This is a genomic window from Pseudomonas lini, from assembly GCF_030812475.1.
GTDB classification, from domain to species: domain Bacteria; phylum Pseudomonadota; class Gammaproteobacteria; order Pseudomonadales; family Pseudomonadaceae; genus Aquipseudomonas; species Aquipseudomonas lini_A.
This window is the reverse complement of record NZ_JAUSSR010000001.1, coordinates 102,757-122,403: the sequence shown is the minus strand read 5'-3', so window position 1 is coordinate 122,403 and position 19,647 is coordinate 102,757. Positions and strand designations below refer to the sequence as shown.

The following is a 19,647-nucleotide window of genomic DNA, read 5'->3' as shown; positions in this document are numbered from 1 at the left end:
CGTTGCCACCCTTCGCTCTTGCCACTCTGGAGCAGGTTGCAACCTTCCGGTTCGGGTTTTTTGAATTCGCATCCGCAGGCTCGCCCGGGCAAAAAAGGCCATAAAAGTATCGACCGCTCATCGCTTTAGGAATGCTGCATGTCCACCCCCACAGTTCGCGAACAATTCCTTGTCATCAGTGCCCTCGGCGCCAACCCCATGGAGCTGACTAACGTCCTGTGCCGCGCCAGCCATGAAAACCGCTGCGCCGTGGTTACCTCTCGCCTGACCCGTCATGGCGAGTGCAGTGCGTTGGTCCTTGAGATCTCCGGCAGCTGGGACGCCCTGGCGCGCCTCGAAGGCAGCCTGTCGAGCCTCGCCAAGAAGCATGCCTTCACGGTCAATGTGGTGCGCAGTGCGGCGCTGGAGAATCGCCCCCAGGCCCTGCCATACGTCGCTTATGTCAGCTCGGCCTACCGCTCGGACATCATCAACGAGCTGTGCCAGTTCTTCATGGACCACAACGTCGAGCTGGAAAACCTGACCTGCGACACCTATCAGGCGCCTCAGACCGGCGGCACCATGCTCAATGCCACGTTTACGGTGACCTTGCCGGCCGGCGTGCAGATCAGCTGGCTGCGCGATCAGTTCCTGGATTTCGCCGACGCGCTGAACCTGGACGCCCTGATCGAACCGTGGCGCCCACAAAACCCAATGTAAGGAAGCTTTCATGGCCGTTGCCATCGACCAACCGGTTGCCGATTTCGAAGCACCCGCCACCAATGGGCAGACCATCAGCCTGGCGGGCCTCAAAGGCAAGCAGGTGGTGATTTACTTCTATCCGAAGGACAGCACGCCGGGCTGCACCACCCAGGGCCAGGGTTTTCGCGATCAGCTCGAGGCCTTTAAAGCGGCCAATACCGAAGTCTTCGGCGTGTCCCGCGACAGCCTGAAATCCCACGAGAACTTCAAGGCCAAGCAGGCGTTCACCTTTGAGCTGATCAGCGACAAGGAAGAAGCGCTGTGTCAGCTGTTCGATGTGATCAAGTTGAAGAAGCTGTATGGCAAGGAATACATGGGAGTTGATCGCAGCACGTTCCTGATTGATAAGGATGGGGTGCTGCGTCAGGAATGGCGTGGGGTGAAGGTGCCGGGGCATGTGGATGCTGTTTTGGCGGCTGCCCAGGCGTTGAACAAGGCCTGATTATTTGGGCGTCTGTGCCAGCGAAGAGGCCATCAACCCCACTGAAGATTCAGAGCTGGCAGTTAAAGCAACGGCGCCACCACCGGCTCCTTGCGCGGCCACGCATCCAGTACAGCCTTGAACAGCGTCGCCAGGGGAATCGCAAAGAACACCCCCCAGAATCCCCACAACCCACCAAACAACAGCACCGCACAGATGATTGCCACCGGGTGCAGGTTGACCGCTTCCGAAAACAGCAACGGCACCAGCACGTTCCCGTCCAGGACCTGGATGATGCCGTAGACCGCCATCAAATAGATGAACTGATCGCTCCAGCCCCACTGGAACAGCGCGATCAGCAGCACGGGCACGGTCACCACCACGGCGCCGACATAGGGCACCACCACCGACACGCCCACCAGTAGCGCCAGCAGCGCCGCATAGTTGAGCCCCAGCACCACGAAACCGATATAGGTCGCGCCGCCGCAAATGACGATCTCGATGCCTTTGCCGCGAATGTAGTTGGCGATCTGCCGGTTCATCTCGCGGGCAACGCGGGTGATCAGCGCTCGCTCGCGAGGCAGGTAACCGCGCACCCACTGGCCGATCATTTCCCGATCCTTGAGAAAGAAAAACACCAGGATTGGCACCAATACCAGGTAGATCATGATGTTCACCAGCAGCGGCAGGCTCGACAGCGAGTACGTCAGCGCCCACTGGCCGAAATTGCCGATCTCGCCCCGTGCCACCTCGATGGCCCGCAGCACTTGCTCATCGGACACCAGGTGCGGGTAACGCTCGGGCAGCAGCAATAACAGTGACTGCCACTTGGCGAGCATCCCGGGTAATTCATTGAACAAGGTGATCAGTTGATGCCAGAGCAACGGCACCACGACCACGATGAACACCAGCAGCAGCCCCATGAATAACGCAAAGACCAGCCCCACTGCCGCCCCGCCCGGCATGCGCAGGCGCTCCAGCGTCGCCACCAGCCCTTGCATCAGATACGCCAGCACCATACCGGCGAGCACCGGCGCGAGCATGCCGCCGAGCGTCAGTACGGCGGTAAACGCCAGAAACAGAAGCACGGCAAGCACCACGGCTTCTTCGTCGGAAAAATAGCGCTGAATCCAGTCGCGTAACACCTTGAACATCAATAATCCCTTGGAAACCAACGCAGCAGGTTCAGGCTTTTTTCAACCAGTAGCGGTAAACACCCGCCTCATCTTCTTCACGCAGCAGCGTATGACCGGCCAATCGGGCAAAGGTGCGAAAGTCGCGTTGCGACCCCGCATCCGTGGCGATTACCTTGAGCACTGCGCCGCTGGCCAGGCGATTGAGTTCCAGTTTGGCCTTGAGTAACGGCAACGGGCAATTGAGGCCGCTGGCGTCGAGTTCGGCGTCATGGGTTACGGCATCGGTCATTGCATCACTCCGGTCAGGTGGTCGAGGGGCTTAGAATATCTGGTCCCGAGCGTACTGTCCGGCTACAGTAAGGTCTTTGTCGACTAAGGCTTCGTGCATGACATTTCTGCGCCCTACCCTGCTGACGCTCGCTTGCCTGCTCGCCTCTCCGGGCTTCGCCGACGACCTGCCGTCACTCGGCGACGCCAGTTCTGCCATCGTCTCGCCGCAACAGGAACACCAGCTGGGCCGGGCCTGGCTGGCGCTGCTGCGCAGCCAGGTGTCCCAGCTCAACGATCCACAGCTCAAGGACTACGTCGAATCCAGCGTCTACCGCCTGGTGGAGACCAGCCAGGTCAATGACCGGCGCCTGGAATTCATCCTGATCAACAGCCCGCAACTCAACGCCTTCGCGGCACCGGGCGGCATTATCGGAGTCAACGGCGGCTTGTTCCTCAATGCCCAGACCGAAGGCGAATACGCTTCGGTACTGGCCCACGAACTGGCTCACTTGTCGCAGCGTCACTTTGCCCGTGGCGTCGAAGCCCAACAGCGGATGCAAGTACCGATGATGGCCGCATTGCTGGCCGGGATCGTGATTGCCGCCGCCGGTGCCGGCGATGCCGGGATCGCCGCCATTGCCGGTTCGCAGGCCGCGGCGATTCAGGAACAGCGACGCTTCTCGCGGCAAAACGAACAGGAAGCCGACCGCATCGGCATTCTCAATCTGGAAAAGGCCGGTTACGACCCACGCTCGATGCCGACCATGTTCGAGCGGTTGTCGCGCCAATACCGCTTTGATGCCAAGCCACCGGAATTCCTGCTGACTCACCCGGTGACCGAATCACGGATCGCCGACACCCGTAACCGAGCCGAGCAGGCCAGGCCAGGCGGTATTGAAGACAGCATGCGTTACCAGCTGATTCGTGCCCGGGTCCAACTGATCTATGAAGAAACCCCGGGCCTTGGGGCCAAGCGTTTCCGCGCCCAGCTCGATGAAAACCCGAAAAACGATGTCGCGCGTTATGGCCTGGCGATCGCCCAGATCAAGGGTGGCCAGTTGAACGAAGCTCGGGAAAACCTTGCGTCGTTGCTGGCCAAGTCGCCGAACGAGATCATCTATAACCTGGCTCAGGTCGATCTGGACATCACCAACAATCGGCTGCCCGATGCTCAGGCCCGGGTGGACCGGATGTTGACCCAGTATCCGGGCAACTATCCGCTCAATTCAGTGCGTGTCGATCTGCTGCTCAAGCAAAACCGGGCGCCCGAAGCGGAAAAAGCCCTGGAAAATCTGCTCAAGAGTCGGCCGGACGATCCGGACGTCTGGTACATGGTGGCCGAGACCCGTGGCTTGTCGGGCAACATCATCGGCCTGCACCAGGCCCGCGCCGAGTACTTCGCCCTGGTCGGCGACTACCGCCAGGCCATTCAGCAACTGGACTTCGCCAAGCGCAAGGCGGGCACCAACTTCCCGCTGTCGTCGCGGATCGACGCGCGGCAACGGGAGTTGATGGAGCAGGAGCGCATGATCAAGGACATGATGGGCTGACGCTTTTCGCGAACGCATAAAAAAACCGCCCTTTCAGGCGGTTTTTTTATGCTGGCGACAACTGACATGTCTTGCCTTTTGTAGGAGCAAGCTTGCTCGCGATGGACGTCAACGATGACGCGTTCCTCCTGAATGAACGCGTCGCCCCTGAGACCATCGCGAGCAAGCTCGCTCCTACAGAGATGGACGTCAACGATGACGCGTTCTTTCTGGATGAACGCGCCGCCCCTGAGACCTTCGCGAGCAAGCTCGCTCCTACAGGGACGGTGTCAACGATGACGCGTTCTTTCTGAATGAACGCGTCGCCCTTGAGACCTTCGTCGGAACGCCGCCCGGAGCAATCGAGCGTCGACCGGCTGCTCCTACAGTAACAACCGGACTATTCGGCCAGTTTGAAGGTGATGAAGCTGGCGCGACCTTGACGCAGAACCCGCATCGACACCGAGCGGTTCTTCGGCAGTGCCTCGGCAATGTCGGTGAACTCCTTGGTGGAACCAATCGCCTGATTGTTCAAGTGAGTGATCACATCGCCTGGCTGCAAGCCGATCAGGGCAGCAGGGCCGTCCTGGACTTCCTTGATGACCACCCCGCCTTTGAGATCGAAGGTTTTCTTCTGCTCAGCGGTCAGCTCGGCCACGGCAACACCCAGGCGATTGCTGCTGCGCTCGACACTGGATTTTGGCAGGGCATCGAGCTCTTTGCCCTCTTCAGGAATAGCGCCCACCGTCAGCTGGACATTCTTGCGCTTGCCTTCGCGAATCACTTCCAGATCGGCTTTCGAGCCGGCCTTCAGCGCGCCCACCAGGTGCGGCAGGTCGGCGGACATGACGATCGGTTGACCGTTCATGCTCAGGATCACGTCGCCGACTTGCAGGCCACCCTTGGCGGCCGGGCCGTCATCCTGGATCTGCGCCACCAGCGCACCGGCAGGCTTTTCAAGACCGAACGACTCGGCCAGGTCCTTGTTCACTTCCTGGATGACCACACCCAACCAGCCACGACTGACCTTGCCGCCGCTTTTCAGCTGGTTGGAAACATCCATGGCCACGTCGATAGGAATCGCAAACGACACGCCCATGAAGCCGCCGGAACGGGTATAGATCTGCGAGTTGATCCCCACCACTTCGCCCGCCAGGTTGAACAGCGGACCACCGGAGTTACCCGGGTTGATCGGCACGTCGGTCTGGATGAACGGTACATAATTTTCATTCGGCAGGCTGCGACCGATGGCGCTGACGATGCCTTGGGTCACAGTGTGGTCGAAACCGAACGGCGAGCCGATCGCGACTACCCATTGTCCGGCCTTCAGGTCCTGGGATTTGCCGAGCTTGAGCACCGGCAGGTCCTTGCCTTCGATTTTCAGCAGGGCCACGTCGGAACGCGGATCGGTGCCGACCAGCTTGGCTTTCAATTCGCTGCGGTCAGCCAGGCGGACAAGGATTTCGTCGGCATCGGCAATCACATGATTGTTGGTCAGGATGTAGCCGTCGGACGAGATGATGAAACCCGACCCCAGGGACTGCGCTTCACGCTGACGATCACCCCGTGGCGTACGCGGTTGTGGCGGCATGCCGCGCTCGAAGAACTCGCGCAACATCGGCGGCAAGCCCTCGAGGTCGGGCATCTGCTCGTTCACTTTTCGGTCCGGCAGTTTCTGCGTGGTACTGATGTTCACGACCGCCGGCGAGGCCTGTTCGACCAGCTGCGTGAAATCCGGCAGTTCGACCGCTTGCGCAGGAACAGCCTGACCAAGCACCAGGACGGTGGCAACAACGGAGAGATAAGACTTCAAACTGAGTATCGACATACAGCTCCCATTACGACGAGCAGGGTTAAGCGATATGGAGCATAAAACACCGGTCACGACAGGCCGGCATTTTTGTTCCGGGAACAACAGACAAGGCCAGAGCCGAGATGCTCTGACCTATAAAAAATTTTCGGGATATTTGCAAATGAAAATGCTCAGCAAACATTTCGACGTCTCGCCGACGAAGTGAAAATGGCCGAAATCAGCTCACTGCTTGCTGGTTGCAGCGCTATCGTTCCGCATGGAAAGCGCAATGCGTTCAGCGGTGCCGACGGGAATTTCACCGACCACGGTGACCATCATTTCGCCTTCAGGAGTACTCAAGCGTCGGGATACAGCCACGGTCGGGCCTAACTGAACGCGAGTATCGATGACGGTTGCGCCATTCAATGGCTCGAGGAATACAGAGAAACGGGAGAGACCATCGCCATACATCAGACTATCGACCTGCGTCTTGGTCTCGGGATCCTTGCGCGCGGTACTGCTGGTCAGCTCGAAACCGGGCGGCAACCAGTCCGAATGCCAGGTTTGGGCAACCTTGGTTGCGGACGCCTTGTCGCTATCAAAAGCAACCGTCTTGCAGTCGTCGCCCGGCTGCAAATCGCTGTCCGTCGGCACATCGGCGGTATTGAGCTGCGTGAACTGGAACCGCTCGAGCAACTGCCCTTTGTCACTGAGCAGCAATGACTTGAGAGGCAGGCCGGTTTCCTGATCCAGATGCAATTCGAAGCCATAGCGATGCTGGTCGCGAGGCGTCAGGGAGATAATGACTGCCGAACGCCCGGCCACACGCGACTTGCCAATGACGGCAAGGTCATACCAATTCTTGAGCTTTTGAGGGTCGAGTGCACGAGCCGCGGAATTCGGGGCGTCCCCGAGTCCTGCAATCAGGGTGCCGCTGACGCATCGAGTATGTCCATCAATGCGCACGACTTCCTGGGCCGAACCGTCGAGCTGGAGCAAACGCTCGCGGACCTTGCCATCCTGGACACGGTGCCAGATGTTGTGGGTAGAAAAACTACCGTTACGCTCGTAGACGAATGTACCGTGAAAGCTTTGCTGTTGCTCAGCCTGACCCAGACGGGTCAACCAGTTCTGGGCATCATCGGCGTGGGCTGGAACAACGAACCAGCCACCGAGCAGAAGCGTAAGTAGAGGTATGGAGCGCATGGTCCTCCTTAACGGTTTTCCAGACTTGCTGCACGAGCATACGGCAACGCACTTTCAGTACCTTTCAGCGCAGCCTGCTGAGCATGTTGGCGCAGGTAGCCTGGCAAACGCTGGTCGTGCCAGCCTGGCTGACCTTGCAATACGCCATTGGCCATGGGGCCCGTGGCATCCGAACTCTCACTATAGCCTGCCAATACAGCTGGACCCTTGACCTGAGGAGCGGCCAGACCCTGCTGAGTGGATTGCTGGGCCAGTTCGACACCGGCGATCTCGTCCTGGTTGTACAGACGAACACCTGCCAATACTGCAACGGTGACCGAAGCGGCGACTGCCAGACGACCCAGGCTGCGCCATGGACCACGGGTAGCTTTTGCCGGTACGGCTTCGTCAGCCAACGCAGCGGAAACTGCCGCGGCAATGTCCAGGCGTGGAAGCAGCAGATCCTTGTGCATCACTGCCCGAGCGATTTGATAACGAGCCCAGGTTTCACGGGTTTCAACATCGTCGAAGGCATTGAGCACCCGACGCAGTTCCAATTCGTCCGCTTCGTTATCCATCACTGCGGACAGCGATTCCTGCAGGGCTTCACGACTCATGGCGTTCCTCTCTTGGCTGTCGCCGCTGTCTTTAGTTTTCCTGCAACAACGGCTGCAGGGCTTTATCGATGGCTTCCCGAGCGCGGAAGATCCGGGAGCGCACGGTACCCACCGGACATTGCATGACTGCTGCAATGTCCTCGTAACTCAGACCATCGAATTCACGTAAAGTTAAGGCCGTACGCAAATCTTCTGGAAGTTGCTGGATGGTTCGATGGACAGTGCCTTCGATCTCATCGCGCAGCAGTGCACGTTCTGGCGACTCGAGATCCTTGAGGCCATGATCGCCATCGTAGAACTCTGCATCCTCGGAACTGACATCGCTATCAGGCGGCCGGCGGCCGCGTGAAACCAGATAGTTTTTCGCCGTGTTAATGGCAATGCGGTAAAGCCACGTATAAAACGCGCTGTCTCCGCGAAAATTTCCTAGTGCACGGTACGCCTTGATAAAGGCTTCCTGTGCGACATCCTGGGCTTCATGGGTGTCGTGCACGAATCGCACGATCAACCCGAGAATTTTGTGCTGGTATTTCAGCACTAGCAGATCGAAAGCTCGCTTGTCGCCGCGCTGAACGCGTTCGACCAGCTGCTGATCCTCTTCCTGGGTTAGCATGAACACTCCTCGATAAACTTGGAGGAGGCTTGCATGGCTAAACGACCAGGCTTGCAAACATAGACTCGGGCTTTTCGCAAAAGTTCTCCCCCTCCAAGCAAGTTTCCTGCGGGCTCTGATCTGGCACGCACGAAAAGCGCAGCGCGAGTTGACCCGGCTGCGCGAATAATCTTGTCATCGGTTTCGCCAGTGAGGATCCAACCACGATCCAGCACTGAAGCCGACACTGTCCCTTGATTCAGGCAACCGTCTATTGATCTTGGCCCTTTGGCAAAAGTTCCATATTTATAGCCGTACCCACCCGACATTGTGCAACCGTGGAGGGAAAAAGAGTGTTAAATCCACGATACAGTGCTGCTGTCGCCGAACCGGAGGAGAAAGCATCCGACGAAGCGTCCCCTGTTTTCCGTCACAGTAGTTTCACAATGCCATACTGGCCCGGCTATTGTGCCGCTCCCCCCCTCTATATACTAGTGGGCTGTGTGGCTGTCTTGACTCGCCGATCCAGGCGTCACGCGCCACCCCCGACCCGGGTCGCTTTGAGCGGAATCCTGAAATGAGCCAACAGTTCCAACATGATGTTCTGGTAATTGGCAGCGGCGCTGCCGGCTTGAGCCTTGCGCTGACCTTGCCCGATCATTTGCGCATTGCCGTACTGAGCAAAGGCGACCTCGCCAACGGCTCGACTTTCTGGGCCCAGGGCGGTGTCGCTGCCGTCCTGGATGACACCGACACCGTTGAATCCCACGTCGACGACACACTCAATGCCGGCGGCGGCCTGTGTCACGAAGACGCCGTGCGCTTTACCGTCGAGCACAGTAAAGAGGCCATACAATGGTTGATCGACCAGGGCGTGCCGTTCACCCGCGATGAACAGTCAGGCACCGAGGACGGTGGATTCGAATTCCACCTGACCCGTGAAGGGGGCCACAGTCATCGGCGCATCATTCATGCCGCCGATGCGACCGGTGCCGCGATTTTCCGAACCTTGCTCGACAAGGCCAGGCAAAGACCGAACATCGAGCTGCTGGAACAGCGGGTCGCGATCGATCTGATCACGGAAAAACGCCTGGGCCTTGACGGCGACCGCTGTCTCGGCGCCTACGTGCTCAATCGGAGCACCGGAGAAGTCGACACCTACGGCGCGCGCTTTGTGATTCTCGCGTCCGGCGGTGCCGCCAAGGTCTACCTCTATACCAGCAACCCCGACGGTGCCTGTGGCGATGGCATCGCCATGGCCTGGCGTTCCGGCTGCAGGGTGGCCAACCTGGAGTTCAACCAGTTCCATCCCACCTGCCTCTATCACCCGCAAGCCAAGAGTTTCCTGATCACCGAAGCCCTGCGCGGCGAGGGTGCGCACCTGAAGTTGCCCAACGGCGAACGCTTCATGCAGCGCTTCGACCCACGCGCTGAACTGGCCCCCAGGGACATCGTCGCCAGGGCCATCGACCATGAGATGAAGCGCCTGGGTGTCGATTGCGTTTACCTGGACATCAGCCATAAGCCAGAAGCCTTCATCAAGGCTCATTTCCCGACGGTGTACGAGCGTTGCCTCGAGTTTTCCATCGACATCACCAGGCAACCGATCCCGGTGGTTCCGGCGGCGCACTACACCTGCGGTGGCGTGATGGTCGATCAACAGGGTCGCACCGACGTGCCGGGCCTTTACGCCATCGGCGAAACCAGTTTCACCGGCCTGCACGGGGCCAACCGCATGGCCAGCAACTCCCTGCTGGAATGCTTCGTTTATGCGCGCTCGGCGGCGGCGGACATTCTGGAGCAATTGCCCCAGGTATCGATTCCTGCCGCCCTGCCCGTCTGGGATGCGAGCCAGGTCACCGATTCCGACGAAGACGTGATCATTGCCCACAACTGGGATGAACTTCGGCGATTCATGTGGGACTACGTGGGTATCGTGCGCACCAGCAAGCGCCTGCAACGGGCCCAGCACCGCGTGCGCCTGCTGCTGGACGAAATCGACGAGTTCTACAGCAATTACAAGGTCAGTCGCGACCTGATCGAGTTGCGTAACCTGGCCCAGGTGGCCGAGCTGATGATCCTGTCAGCCATGGAGCGCAAGGAAAGTCGGGGCCTGCATTACACTCTCGACTACCCGGACATGTTGCCGGTTGCCCTGGACACTATTCTGGTGCCGCCCACCTACGTCGACTGAACTTGAGCCGGACCCGCAGGCGTCGGTGCAGATCCGCCGCCTGCGAATCCCGGGGAATGCAGATCGAGCGGTCATGCCGCTCACCTTGCAGACGAAAACGCAGCACCACGATCAAGGGCAGCGCCAGGCTGTCCGGCCGCAGTTGCACCGATTGCCAGCCGGCCGCCTGGTTCCACAGCTGCCAGCCATCCCGATCGCGACGCAAACCGCGAAACGCCCGGGGATGCGTCAGCAGAATCTGTTGCGGCAACACCCGGAGGCCGTGGGCCACGCACAGCAAAACCCCGAGCAGACTGGCCCAGAGCGGTATCGACAGAAGAAACAACGCACCCAGCGCGAACAGCTGGGCCAACAGGTAGACCGCCAGCAGCTGCCGTGAGGCCTGCCAGCGGCATTCGAACGAATTACTTGGGCTGGACACGATCCAGGATCATGCGCACCATGCGCTGCAGCTCCGGATCTTCCGATTCGGCGCGCTCCATGAACCAGCCGAACATGTCCTGGTCTTCGCATTCAAGCAACCTGACGTAGCAGGCGCGGTCGACTTCGTTGAGGTGCGGATAAACCTCTTTCACAAACGGCACCAGCAACACGTCAAGCTCAAGCATGCCGCGGCGGCTGTGCCAGTAGAGGCGATTCAGTTCAACATCTTCGACCATGGAGCGCTCCTCAAATAGGCGGCAAGTATACAGCCCCATGCTCCGTCGAACAGTCGGCTTTGGTCGGGGCAACAGGGTCTTTTGTAAACTACCCATTTCATGGGCGCCCCCTTATGATGTCCCCCAGACTCTTTATCCTGCGATGACCCATGGCCGATTCTGCTTTTTTCTGCACCCTGTCTCACGAAGGCGTTCTCGCGGTCCGCGGCGCGGATGCGAGTAAATTCCTGCAAGGTCAATTGACCTGCAACCTCGATTACCTGAGCGACACCCGGGCCAGCCTCGGCGCGCGCTGCACGCAGAAAGGCCGGATGCAGTCGAGCTTCCGCATCCTGCTCGAAGGTGACGGCGTGCTGTTGGCCATGGCCAGCGAGTTGCTGGAGCCGCAACTGGCGGACCTGAAGAAGTACGCAGTATTCTCCAAATCCAAACTGACCGATGAAAGCGCCGCCTGGGTGCGCTTCGGCATCGAGCATGGCGATGCGGCGCTGCTCGGCCTGGGTCTTGAGTTACCGGCGGAAACCGACAGTGTCGTGCGCAATGACGGCCTGGTCGCCATCCGCGTGTCCCCTGATCGCGCCGAACTCTGGGCCCCCGCCGATCAAACGGACGCCCTCAAGGGCAAGCTGTCGGCGCTGCTGGCCGAGGGCGAGCTGAATCAATGGCTGCTGGGCCAGGTCCGCGCAGGCCTCGGTCAGGTCATGCCGGGCACGCGCGAACTGTTCATCCCGCAGATGCTCAACCTGCAGGCCGTCGGTGGCGTGAGTTTCAAGAAAGGCTGCTACACCGGCCAGGAAATCGTCGCGCGGATGCAGTACCTGGGCAAACTCAAGCGCCGCTTGTATCGCCTGAGCTTGCAAGCCGGTGAATTGCCGGAACCCGGTACGCCACTGTTTTCACCGACCCATGGCAGCGCTATCGGCGAAGTGGTGCTGGCCGCCCGCGCCGGGCAAAACATTGAACTCCTGGCCGTGCTGCAGGCCGAAGCAGCAGAAGGTGGCGATATTCATCTGGGCGCGCTCGAAGGGCCCGCCCTGCACCTGCTCGACCTGCCTTATCAACTGGATCGCGATCGCGAAATCCAGCGCTGAATGCAGCACTTGTCGCAATACCCAGAGATAAGAAATGAGCAAGCTGGCGGATAAGGTCCAACAGGATTTGGTTGCGGCCATCGATAACGATGACCTGGTTCTGCCAACGTTACCGGAAGTGGCCTTGCAGATTCGCAAGGCCGCCGAAGACCCGGAAATCAGCGTCAGTACTCTCAGTAAAGTGATTGGCCGCGATACTGCGTTGTCGGCGCGACTGATCAAAGTGGTCAACAGCCCGCTGCTGCGCGCGACCCGGGAAGTCACTGACCTGCACACGGCCATCACTCGCCTGGGCGTCAATTACAGCAGCAACCTGGCGATCGGCCTGGTGATGGAACAGATTTTCCATGCCCGCTCCGAGGTCGTGGAACAGAAAATGCGCGACGTCTGGGGCAGAAGCCTGGAAATCGCCGGCATCAGCTATGCGCTGTGCCGCCGTTACACTCAGCTCAAACCCGATCAGGCAGCCTTGGGCGGGCTGGTGCATCAGATCGGTGTGCTGCCGATCCTGACCTACGCCGAAGAACACAATGAATTGCTGTCCGACTCGATCAGCCTGAACCATGTGATCGACCAGATTCATCCATTGATTGGCGACAAACTGCTCAAGGTCTGGGAATTTCCAGAGATGCTGGTGCAGTTGCCCGGGATGTACCTGGACTTCGGCCGCCAGTCCGTGCGGGTCGATTATGTCGACCTGGTGCAGGTGGCTTGCCTGTTTTGCTACAAGGGCACGGATCACCCGCTTGGCGCAATCGAGGCGTCCGGCGTGCCGGCGTTCAAGAAGCTGGGCATCGATCTGGAGAACGAGGTGCAATGCAGGGCGCTGGAAGAATCGCGGTCGATGTTTTACTGATCGAGACCGCGCCGCCCCCCTGCACAAACACCATCACTCCCCCGCATTAAAACTCACCCGCACCTTCAACCCTGCCTGCTCGCCATCGTGCAGGCTGATCTGTGCCAGATGCGCGCGGCAGATTTCACCGACAATCGCCAGGCCCAAACCGGACCCGGCCACCTGCTGATTGCGTCGATAAAAACGCTCGAACACCCGATCACGCTCTTCAAGCGGAATCCCGGGGCCATCGTCCTCGACCTCCAGCACGGCCGGCGCGGTCACCCGCAAAATCACATTGCCGCCCGGTGGCGTGTGCGCCAGGGCGTTATCCACCAGATTGCTGAGCAATTCATTCAACAGCGTCGGCTCACCGCGCAGCCACACCGGCTCATCCGCTTCCAGCGCCAGTGCCACGCCACGTTTGTGCGCCAATGGCGCCATCGCCATGCCGAGTTCGCGCGCCAACTGACTGAGATCCAGCAGCTGTGCGCCGCCCTCGGCGATCGCCCGCGCGCCATTCTCCACCCGTGCCAGGGACAGCAGCTGGTTCGCCAGATGGGTCAAGCGATCCGTGCCCTGGGCGGCCGTTTCCAGGGTGCTGCGCCAGGTCTGCGGTTCGGTCGAGCGCAGGCCCAGTTCGAGCCGAGCCTTGAGCGCCGCCAACGGCGTACGCAGCTCATGGGCCGCATCGGCGATGAACTGCGCCTGCCGCTCGAACTGCCCGCGCAGGCGTTCGGTGAAATGATTGAGCGCACGCACCAGGGGCCACAATTCATGTTGCACTTCCACCAGCGGCAACGGCCGCAAATCATCGGGCTGACGCTCCTCCACCGCCGTGCGCAAGCGCTCCAGCGGGCGCAGTGCCGCGCTGACTGCGAACCACACCATCAACAACGCACCGATCGCCAGCATGCCCAGGCGCAGCAAGGTGTCCGCCGCCAGGCTGCGCGCCATGCTGACCCGCGCCTCATCGGTTTCCGCCACGCGAATTTCCGCCATGCCGTTCATGTTCGGCTCGCTCACGGGTTTGAGCAGGCTGACCACCCGTACGTTCTGCCCTTGATATTTAGCGTTGTAGAAGCGTGCCAGCGCCGGATAATCATCCGTGCGCGGCGTACCCGGCGGCGGCGGTGGCAGGTTTTCGTAGCCCGAAATCAGCTTCTGGTTGATGTCGTTGACCAGGTAGAAAATCCGTCCCGCGCTGTCGTAGGCAAAAGTGTCGAGGGCCACGTACGGCACATCGGCGCTGAGGCTGCCGTCACGCTGGGACACCCCGGCGGCGATGGTCCGCGCCGAGGCCAGCAACGTGCGGTCATAGGCGGTGTCGGCGGCTTCGCGACCGTTCCAGTACGCGCTCAAGCCACTGGCCAGCATCAACACCACCAGCAACAGCGCGAGGTTCCACAGCAACCGCCAGCGCAGACTGCTGGGCTTATGCATCGCGGCTTTCCAGCAAATAGCCGAGACCGCGGAACGTCACGATGGCGACTGGCTGCCCGTCGAGTTTCTTGCGCAGGCGATGAACGTAGATCTCGATGGCGTCCGGGCTCGCTTCTTCGTCCAGGCCGAACACCTGGGCGGCCAGTTGCTCTTTGCTCATCACCCGGCCGGGACGGGCGATCAGGGCTTCGAGCACGGCCTGCTCGCGGGAGGTGAGCGTCAGCAGTTCATCACCGAGGGTAAAGCGCCGGGTGTCCAGATCGTAAGCCAGCACCCCACAGGTCTGCTGACGTTCACCACCGAGCACACTGCGGCGCAACAAGGCTTTGACCCGGGCTTCGAGCTCAGTCAATTCGAAAGGCTTGGCCAGATAGTCGTCGGCCCCCAGGTTCAGGCCATGGACCCGATCCTTGACGTCGCTGCGGGCGGTCAGCATCAGCACCGGCAGGTTCTTGCCTCGGGCCCGCAGGCGCGCCAGCACTTCAAAACCGTCCATGCGCGGCAGGCCGACGTCGAGGATCGCCATGGCGTATTCCTCGCTGCTCAAGGCCAGGTCGGCCGCCACGCCGTCGTGCAGCACATCCACGGTCAGACCCGTGCTCTTGAGCGCCTGGGCGACACTTTCAGCGAGCTGCAGATGGTCTTCGACGAGCAGAACACGCATGGATAGTTACCTCATTCAGGGATGTTCGACGCCATTGTTTGGCGCGGAGTTTACAGCCGCGCCCGCCACTGTGAAGTCTGAATACCGCGAAAGTCCGCTGAAAGGTTAGCGAAAGGTTCGACCGCTAGAGTCGGCCCACGGATGGCTTCGACTGCACGCCATCACATCGTGCTTTGAAATGTAGCTCTCGAAAAACGCCTTGATGCGTTTTCGCAATAAGAACAATAACGAGGTACTGCACCATGCTGTCCTTACAGCTTCAAGCCCGCCCGCCCTTCTCTTCCCCATCGTTTTCGCTCGCCAGCGCCGAACCCGGCTGCACGGCGCAACACCGCCGCATCTGAAACATCCTAAAAACAACAACTCCCCTGGAGACCACAATGAATCGATCACTGCGCCGTATCGCCCTCGCCGCCAGCTGTGTGCTGTTTGCCGGCCAACTGATGGCCGAGCCCAAACGCCCGGAATGCATCGCCCCGGCCTCGCCAGGCGGCGGTTTCGACCTGACCTGCAAACTGGTGCAAAGCGCGCTGGTGAACCAGAAACTGCTGAGCAAACCGATGCGCGTGACCTACATGCCCGGGGGTGTCGGCGCCGTGGCGTACAACGCGGTAGTGGCGCAGCGTCCGGCCGACGCCGGCACGCTGGTCGCCTGGTCCAGCGGTTCGCTGCTGAACCTGGCACAGGGCAAATTCGGTCGGTTCGATGAAAACGCCGTGCGCTGGCTGGCGGCGGTCGGCACCAGCTATGGCGCCATCGCGGTGAAAAAGGATTCGCCTTACCAAAACCTCGACGACCTGGTCAAGGCGCTGAAGAAAGACCCAAGCGCCGTGGTCATCGGTTCCGGCGGCACCGTCGGCAGCCAGGACTGGATGCAGACCGCCCTGATCGCCAAGGCCGCCGGGATCAACCCGCGGGACTTGCGTTATGTCGCCCTCGAAGGCGGCGGTGAAATCGCCACCGCGTTGCTCGGCGGCCATATCCAGGTCGGCAGCACCGACATCTCCGATTCCATGCCGCATATCCTGAGCGGCGACATGCGCCTGTTGGCGGTGTTCTCCGAGAAGCGTCTGGACGAGCCGGAAATGAAGGACATCCCGACCGCCAAGGAGCAAGGCTACGACATCGTCTGGCCAGTGGTCCGCGGTTTCTACCTCGGGCCAAAGGTCAGCGACGAAGACTACGCCTGGTGGAAAGACTCCTTCGACAAACTCCTGGCTTCCGACGAGTTCGCCAAGCTGCGCGACCAGCGCGAGCTCTTCCCGTTCGCCATGACCGGCCCCGAGCTGGACACCTACGTGAAGAAGCAGGTAGCGGACTACAAAGTGCTGGCCAAAGAGTTCGGCCTGATCCAGTGATCGCCTCTGTCTAGCGGTTGCGGCCCCGGTTCTCGGGGCCGCGGCCCAGGAGTTTCTCATGCTCGTACAACGCATTTTCGCTTCGGTGCTGTTGCTGGCCTGTATCGGCCTGGCATTGATGGCGTGGCCGTATCAGGCGGCTTTTTCCTACGAACCGGTGGGCCCCCGGGCCTTTCCGCTGCTGATGCTTGGCCTGATGGGGCTTGGCCTGCTGTACATGGTGTTTCGCCCGACGCCTATCGTGCACAGCGACGATGATCCCAGGCTCGATCGCGAAACCCTGAACAAGATCGGTATCTGCGTCGTCCTGCTGCTGATCTTCGCCGGGCTGTTCGAACCGCTGGGCTTCATTCTCAGCAGCATCCTGATCGGCATTCCGATGGCGCGCCTGTACGGGGGGCGCTGGGGACCGAGCATCATCGTGACTACGCTGATGAGCATTGGTCTTTACCTGCTGTTCGACAAGTTGATGGACGTGCCGCTGCCCCTGGGCCTGCTCGACGTCCTGGAGAACTGATATGGATACTTTCGGCTATTTGGGCCAGGGCTTCGGCGTCGCGCTGAGCCCGTACAACCTGGTGACCGCGCTCTGCGGCACCCTGATCGGCACCGTCGTTGGCCTGTTGCCAGGCCTGGGCCCGATCAATGGCGTGGCGTTGTTGATACCTATCGCCTTCGCCCTGGGTCTGCCACCGGAATCAGCGCTGATCCTGCTGGCAGCAGTGTACCTGGGCTGCGAATACGGCGGCCGGATCAGCTCGATTCTGCTGAACATCCCGGGCGAAGCCTCAACCGTGATGACCACCCTCGACGGTTACCCGATGGCCCGCAAAGGCCTGGCCGGTGTGGCATTGTCGCTGTCGGCCTGGAGTTCGTTCATCGGCGCGTTCATCGCCACCTGCGGCATGGTGCTGTTCGCCCCGCTGCTGGCGAAATGGGCGATTGCCTTCGGGCCGGCGGAATACTTCGTGCTGATGGTGTTCGCGATCGTCTGCCTGGGCGGCATGGCCGGTGATCGACCGCTGAAGACCTTTATCGCGGCGTTGATCGGGCTGTTTCTGTCGACCGTCGGCATCGATGCCAACAGCGGCGTGTACCGATTCACCGGGGACAACATCCATCTGACTGACGGCATTCAGTTCGTGGTGCTGGTGCTGGGCCTGTTCTCCATCAGCGAAATCCTGCTGCTGCTGGAAAAAACCCATCGCGGCCAGGAAGCGGTGAAAGCCACCGGGCGGATGATGTTCAACTTCAAGGAAGCGTCGTCGGTGTTCGTGGTGAACATCCGATGCGGTCTGCTGGGTTTCATCATGGGCGTGCTGCCGGGGGCTGGCGCGACATTGGCCAGTGCCGTGGCCTACATGACAGAGAAACGCATCGCTGGCGCCAAGGGTACCTTCGGCCAGGGTGACATGCGTGGCCTCGCGGCACCGGAAACCGCCATCGGCGCTTCGGCGTGCGGCGCCCTGGTACCGATGCTGACCCTGGGTGTTCCGGGTTCGGGCACCACGGCCGTGATGATCGGCGCGCTGTCGCTGTACAACATCACGCCCGGCCCGCTGCTGTTCCAACAGCAACCGGACATCGTGTGGGGCCTGATCGCTTCGTTGTTCGTCGCCAACATCATGCTGGTGATCCTCAACATCCCGATGATCCGCATTTTCACGCGCATCCTCGCGGTGCCGAACTGGGCGCTGGTGCCGGTCATCGCCATCATCACCGGGATCGGCGTCTACGCGGTGCATGCCACCACCTTCGACCTGTTCCTGATGATCGGCATCGGCATCTTCGGCTACATCCTGCGCAAGCTGGACTTCCCGTTGTCGCCCGTGCTGCTGGGCTTCATCCTCGGCGGCCTGATGGAACAGAACCTGCGGCGCGCGCTGTCGATTTCCAACGGTGCACTGGAAATCCTCTGGTCAAGCCCGATCACCTTCGGCGTCTGGATATTGACCGCATTGATGCTGTTGATGCCGCTGCTGCGGATCTGGCGCAAGCGTTCGGTCGCCCGGCGCGCGCTCGCCGATGTCTGATCGAATTCCGTTCAAAGCCTGGTGGGGAACCCCGCTGGTCGGTCTGCTGGGCGGTTACCTCGCCAGCCAGATCGGCTGGCCGTTGCCGTGGATGGTCGGCTCGTTGCTGGCGATCATCCTGGTGCGGTGCCTGACCCCTTGGCAATTGGCGGAAATCCCTGGCGGACGCAAGGTCGGCCAGTGGATCATCGGTATCGGTATCGGCCTGCACTTCACCCCGGTGGTGATGGAGCAAGTGCTGAGTCACTTCGGCTTGATCTTCTTCGGTGCGTTGATCACCAGCCTGTCGGCCGTGGTCGGGGTCTGGTTGATGCGGCGCACCGGCGAGGACCGTGCCACGGCGTTCTTTTCCAGCATGCCCGGCGGCTCCGGGGAGATGGTCAACCTCGGCGCGCGTAATGGCGCGGTGCTTAGTCGCGTCGCGGCGGGGCAAAGCTTGCGGGTGTTGGTGGTGGTGCTGTGCGTGCCGGCTGCGTTCAAGTATTTGCTTGGCGACGGTGCGCCGGTGTTCCATCCGAGCGCCGTCGACTGGCGGTGGCTGGCCCTGTTGTTTCCGGCAGGCGCAGGGGCGGCGTGGCTGTGGGAGCGTCTTCGGCAACCCAATCCATGGCTGTTCGGGCCATTGCTGGTCAGCGCGGCGGTGAGCATCGGCTGGGACCTGCACATCGGCCTGCCCAATGGCGGCAGCCAGATCGGTCAATGGCTGATCGGCAGCGGGTTGGGGTGTCACTTCAATCGGCAGTTTTTCCGTCGCGCACCGTCGTTCATGGGCCGGACGTTGATCGGCACTGTGTTGACCATGTTGATCGCAACGCTGGCGGCGCTGGGGCTGAGTGCGCTGACCCATCTGGATCTGCGCTCGCTGACCTTGGGCATGATGCCCGGCGGGATTGCGGAGATGAGCCTCACCGCTGAAACCCTGCAACTGTCGGTGCCGTTGGTAACGGCGATGCAGGTGATGCGGTTGTTGTTTGTGTTGTTTCTGGCGGAGCCGTTGTTCAAATATTGGGACCGGGAACCGGAGCCGGACTGAAGACCGGGTCGTCTTCATCGCGGGCAAGCCCGCTCCCACAAAGACCGCCGCGAC

General features: G+C 60.7%; 21 protein-coding genes. 11 read left to right on the top strand and 10 right to left on the bottom strand.

Translation table 11 applies throughout. From position 1 onward, the window contains the following. Positions 1–138 precede the first annotated feature (138 nt). Both J2W17_RS00640 and J2W17_RS00635 read left to right on the top strand, forming a co-directional pair. A complete protein-coding gene (locus tag J2W17_RS00640; protein WP_019692529.1) occupies positions 139–699 on the top strand; it encodes a glycine cleavage system protein R in 561 nt (186 codons plus the stop codon). A gap of 10 nt (positions 700–709) precedes the next feature. Further along, entirely contained in the window at positions 710–1,183 is a 474-nt protein-coding gene (locus tag J2W17_RS00635) for a peroxiredoxin (protein WP_307327615.1), read from the top strand. Positions 1,184–1,245: 62 nt separating this feature from the next. Here J2W17_RS00635 and J2W17_RS00630 read toward each other — a convergent pair whose 3' ends face one another. Together J2W17_RS00630 and J2W17_RS00625 are read right to left on the bottom strand one after the other, a co-directional pair. Next, a complete protein-coding gene (locus J2W17_RS00630) occupies positions 1,246–2,316 on the bottom strand; it encodes an AI-2E family transporter (RefSeq protein WP_307327612.1) in 1,071 nt (356 codons plus the stop codon). Positions 2,317–2,347: 31 nt separating this feature from the next. Beyond that, the gene (locus J2W17_RS00625) at positions 2,348–2,587 is read right to left on the bottom strand and encodes a sulfurtransferase TusA family protein (RefSeq protein ID WP_007898654.1); all 240 of its coding nucleotides are present in this window, start codon (positions 2,585–2,587) and stop codon (positions 2,348–2,350) included. A gap of 97 nt (positions 2,588–2,684) precedes the next feature. On the opposite strand from J2W17_RS00625, the gene J2W17_RS00620 reads away from it, so the two are divergent. After that, on the top strand, positions 2,685–4,118 hold the full coding sequence (locus J2W17_RS00620) for a M48 family metalloprotease (RefSeq protein WP_307327607.1): 1,434 nt from the start codon (positions 2,685–2,687) through the stop codon (positions 4,116–4,118). A 101-nt stretch (positions 4,119–4,219) separates the two neighbouring features. Then, positions 4,220–4,411 carry a hypothetical protein gene (locus tag J2W17_RS00615; RefSeq protein ID WP_307327604.1) on the top strand — a complete coding sequence of 64 codons (192 nt, stop codon included), beginning with the start codon at positions 4,220–4,222 and terminating at the stop codon, positions 4,409–4,411. An 86-nt stretch (positions 4,412–4,497) separates the two neighbouring features. Here J2W17_RS00615 and J2W17_RS00610 read toward each other — a convergent pair whose 3' ends face one another. From J2W17_RS00610 to rpoE, 4 genes are all read right to left on the bottom strand, one after another. Beyond that, positions 4,498–5,925: a DegQ family serine endoprotease gene (locus J2W17_RS00610; RefSeq protein WP_307327601.1), complete on the bottom strand. Its 1,428-nt coding sequence runs from the start codon at positions 5,923–5,925 to the stop codon at positions 4,498–4,500. A gap of 207 nt (positions 5,926–6,132) precedes the next feature. After that, on the bottom strand, positions 6,133–7,095 hold the full coding sequence (locus J2W17_RS00605) for a MucB/RseB C-terminal domain-containing protein (RefSeq protein WP_307327598.1): 963 nt from the start codon (positions 7,093–7,095) through the stop codon (positions 6,133–6,135). An 8-nt stretch (positions 7,096–7,103) separates the two neighbouring features. Further along, positions 7,104–7,691 carry a sigma-E factor negative regulatory protein gene (locus tag J2W17_RS00600; RefSeq protein WP_307327595.1) on the bottom strand — a complete coding sequence of 196 codons (588 nt, stop codon included), beginning with the start codon at positions 7,689–7,691 and terminating at the stop codon, positions 7,104–7,106. 31 nt (positions 7,692–7,722) lie between these two features. Further along, positions 7,723–8,304, bottom strand: a complete 582-nt coding sequence (gene rpoE, locus J2W17_RS00595; protein ID WP_007944079.1) for an RNA polymerase sigma factor RpoE — start codon at positions 8,302–8,304, stop codon at positions 7,723–7,725. A gap of 556 nt (positions 8,305–8,860) precedes the next feature. On the opposite strand from rpoE, the gene nadB reads away from it, so the two are divergent. Beyond that, positions 8,861–10,477: an L-aspartate oxidase gene (gene nadB, locus J2W17_RS00590; RefSeq protein WP_307327591.1), complete on the top strand. Its 1,617-nt coding sequence runs from the start codon at positions 8,861–8,863 to the stop codon at positions 10,475–10,477. Here nadB and J2W17_RS00585 read toward each other — a convergent pair. Continuing rightward, the gene (locus tag J2W17_RS00585) at positions 10,446–10,898 is read right to left on the bottom strand and encodes a protein YgfX (RefSeq protein WP_307327588.1); all 453 of its coding nucleotides are present in this window, start codon (positions 10,896–10,898) and stop codon (positions 10,446–10,448) included. The genes nadB and J2W17_RS00585 overlap by 32 nt on opposite strands. After that, entirely contained in the window at positions 10,882–11,136 is a 255-nt protein-coding gene (locus tag J2W17_RS00580; RefSeq protein WP_007898624.1) for an FAD assembly factor SdhE, read from the bottom strand. Before J2W17_RS00580 ends, J2W17_RS00585 begins: the two co-directional genes overlap by 17 nt. A gap of 149 nt (positions 11,137–11,285) precedes the next feature. Between J2W17_RS00580 and ygfZ the strand changes: the two genes are divergently transcribed. Together ygfZ and J2W17_RS00570 are read left to right on the top strand one after the other, a co-directional pair. Continuing rightward, positions 11,286–12,227, top strand: a complete 942-nt coding sequence (gene ygfZ / locus J2W17_RS00575) for a CAF17-like 4Fe-4S cluster assembly/insertion protein YgfZ (protein WP_307327584.1) — start codon at positions 11,286–11,288, stop codon at positions 12,225–12,227. A 34-nt stretch (positions 12,228–12,261) separates the two neighbouring features. Then, complete coding sequence (locus J2W17_RS00570) at positions 12,262–13,083, top strand: HDOD domain-containing protein (protein WP_307327581.1); 822 nt, start codon at positions 12,262–12,264, stop codon at positions 13,081–13,083. 33 nt (positions 13,084–13,116) lie between these two features. On the opposite strand, the gene J2W17_RS00565 is transcribed toward J2W17_RS00570, so the two are convergent. After that, positions 13,117–14,505 carry a sensor histidine kinase gene (locus J2W17_RS00565; RefSeq protein WP_307327577.1) on the bottom strand — a complete coding sequence of 463 codons (1,389 nt, stop codon included), beginning with the start codon at positions 14,503–14,505 and terminating at the stop codon, positions 13,117–13,119. After that, positions 14,498–15,169: a response regulator gene (locus tag J2W17_RS00560; RefSeq protein ID WP_064679262.1), complete on the bottom strand. Its 672-nt coding sequence runs from the start codon at positions 15,167–15,169 to the stop codon at positions 14,498–14,500. The genes J2W17_RS00565 and J2W17_RS00560 overlap by 8 nt, the downstream gene beginning before the upstream one ends. 380 nt (positions 15,170–15,549) lie before the next feature. Here J2W17_RS00560 and J2W17_RS00555 point away from each other — a divergent pair, with 380 nt between their 5' ends. The 4 genes from J2W17_RS00555 to J2W17_RS00540 are packed head-to-tail and all read left to right on the top strand — an operon-like array spanning position 15,550 to position 19,593. Then, positions 15,550–16,527 carry a Bug family tripartite tricarboxylate transporter substrate binding protein gene (locus J2W17_RS00555; protein ID WP_307327572.1) on the top strand — a complete coding sequence of 326 codons (978 nt, stop codon included), beginning with the start codon at positions 15,550–15,552 and terminating at the stop codon, positions 16,525–16,527. Positions 16,528–16,585: 58 nt separating this feature from the next. Then, positions 16,586–17,044 (top strand): tripartite tricarboxylate transporter TctB family protein, encoded by a 459-nt coding sequence (locus J2W17_RS00550; RefSeq protein WP_307327569.1) that lies wholly within the window; start codon positions 16,586–16,588, stop codon positions 17,042–17,044. A 1-nt stretch (position 17,045) separates the two neighbouring features. After that, positions 17,046–18,560 (top strand): tripartite tricarboxylate transporter permease, encoded by a 1,515-nt coding sequence (locus tag J2W17_RS00545; RefSeq protein ID WP_307327566.1) that lies wholly within the window; start codon positions 17,046–17,048, stop codon positions 18,558–18,560. Beyond that, on the top strand, positions 18,553–19,593 hold the full coding sequence (locus tag J2W17_RS00540) for an AbrB family transcriptional regulator (RefSeq protein WP_307327563.1): 1,041 nt from the start codon (positions 18,553–18,555) through the stop codon (positions 19,591–19,593). The genes J2W17_RS00545 and J2W17_RS00540 overlap by 8 nt, the downstream gene beginning before the upstream one ends. Positions 19,594–19,647 lie beyond the last annotated feature (54 nt).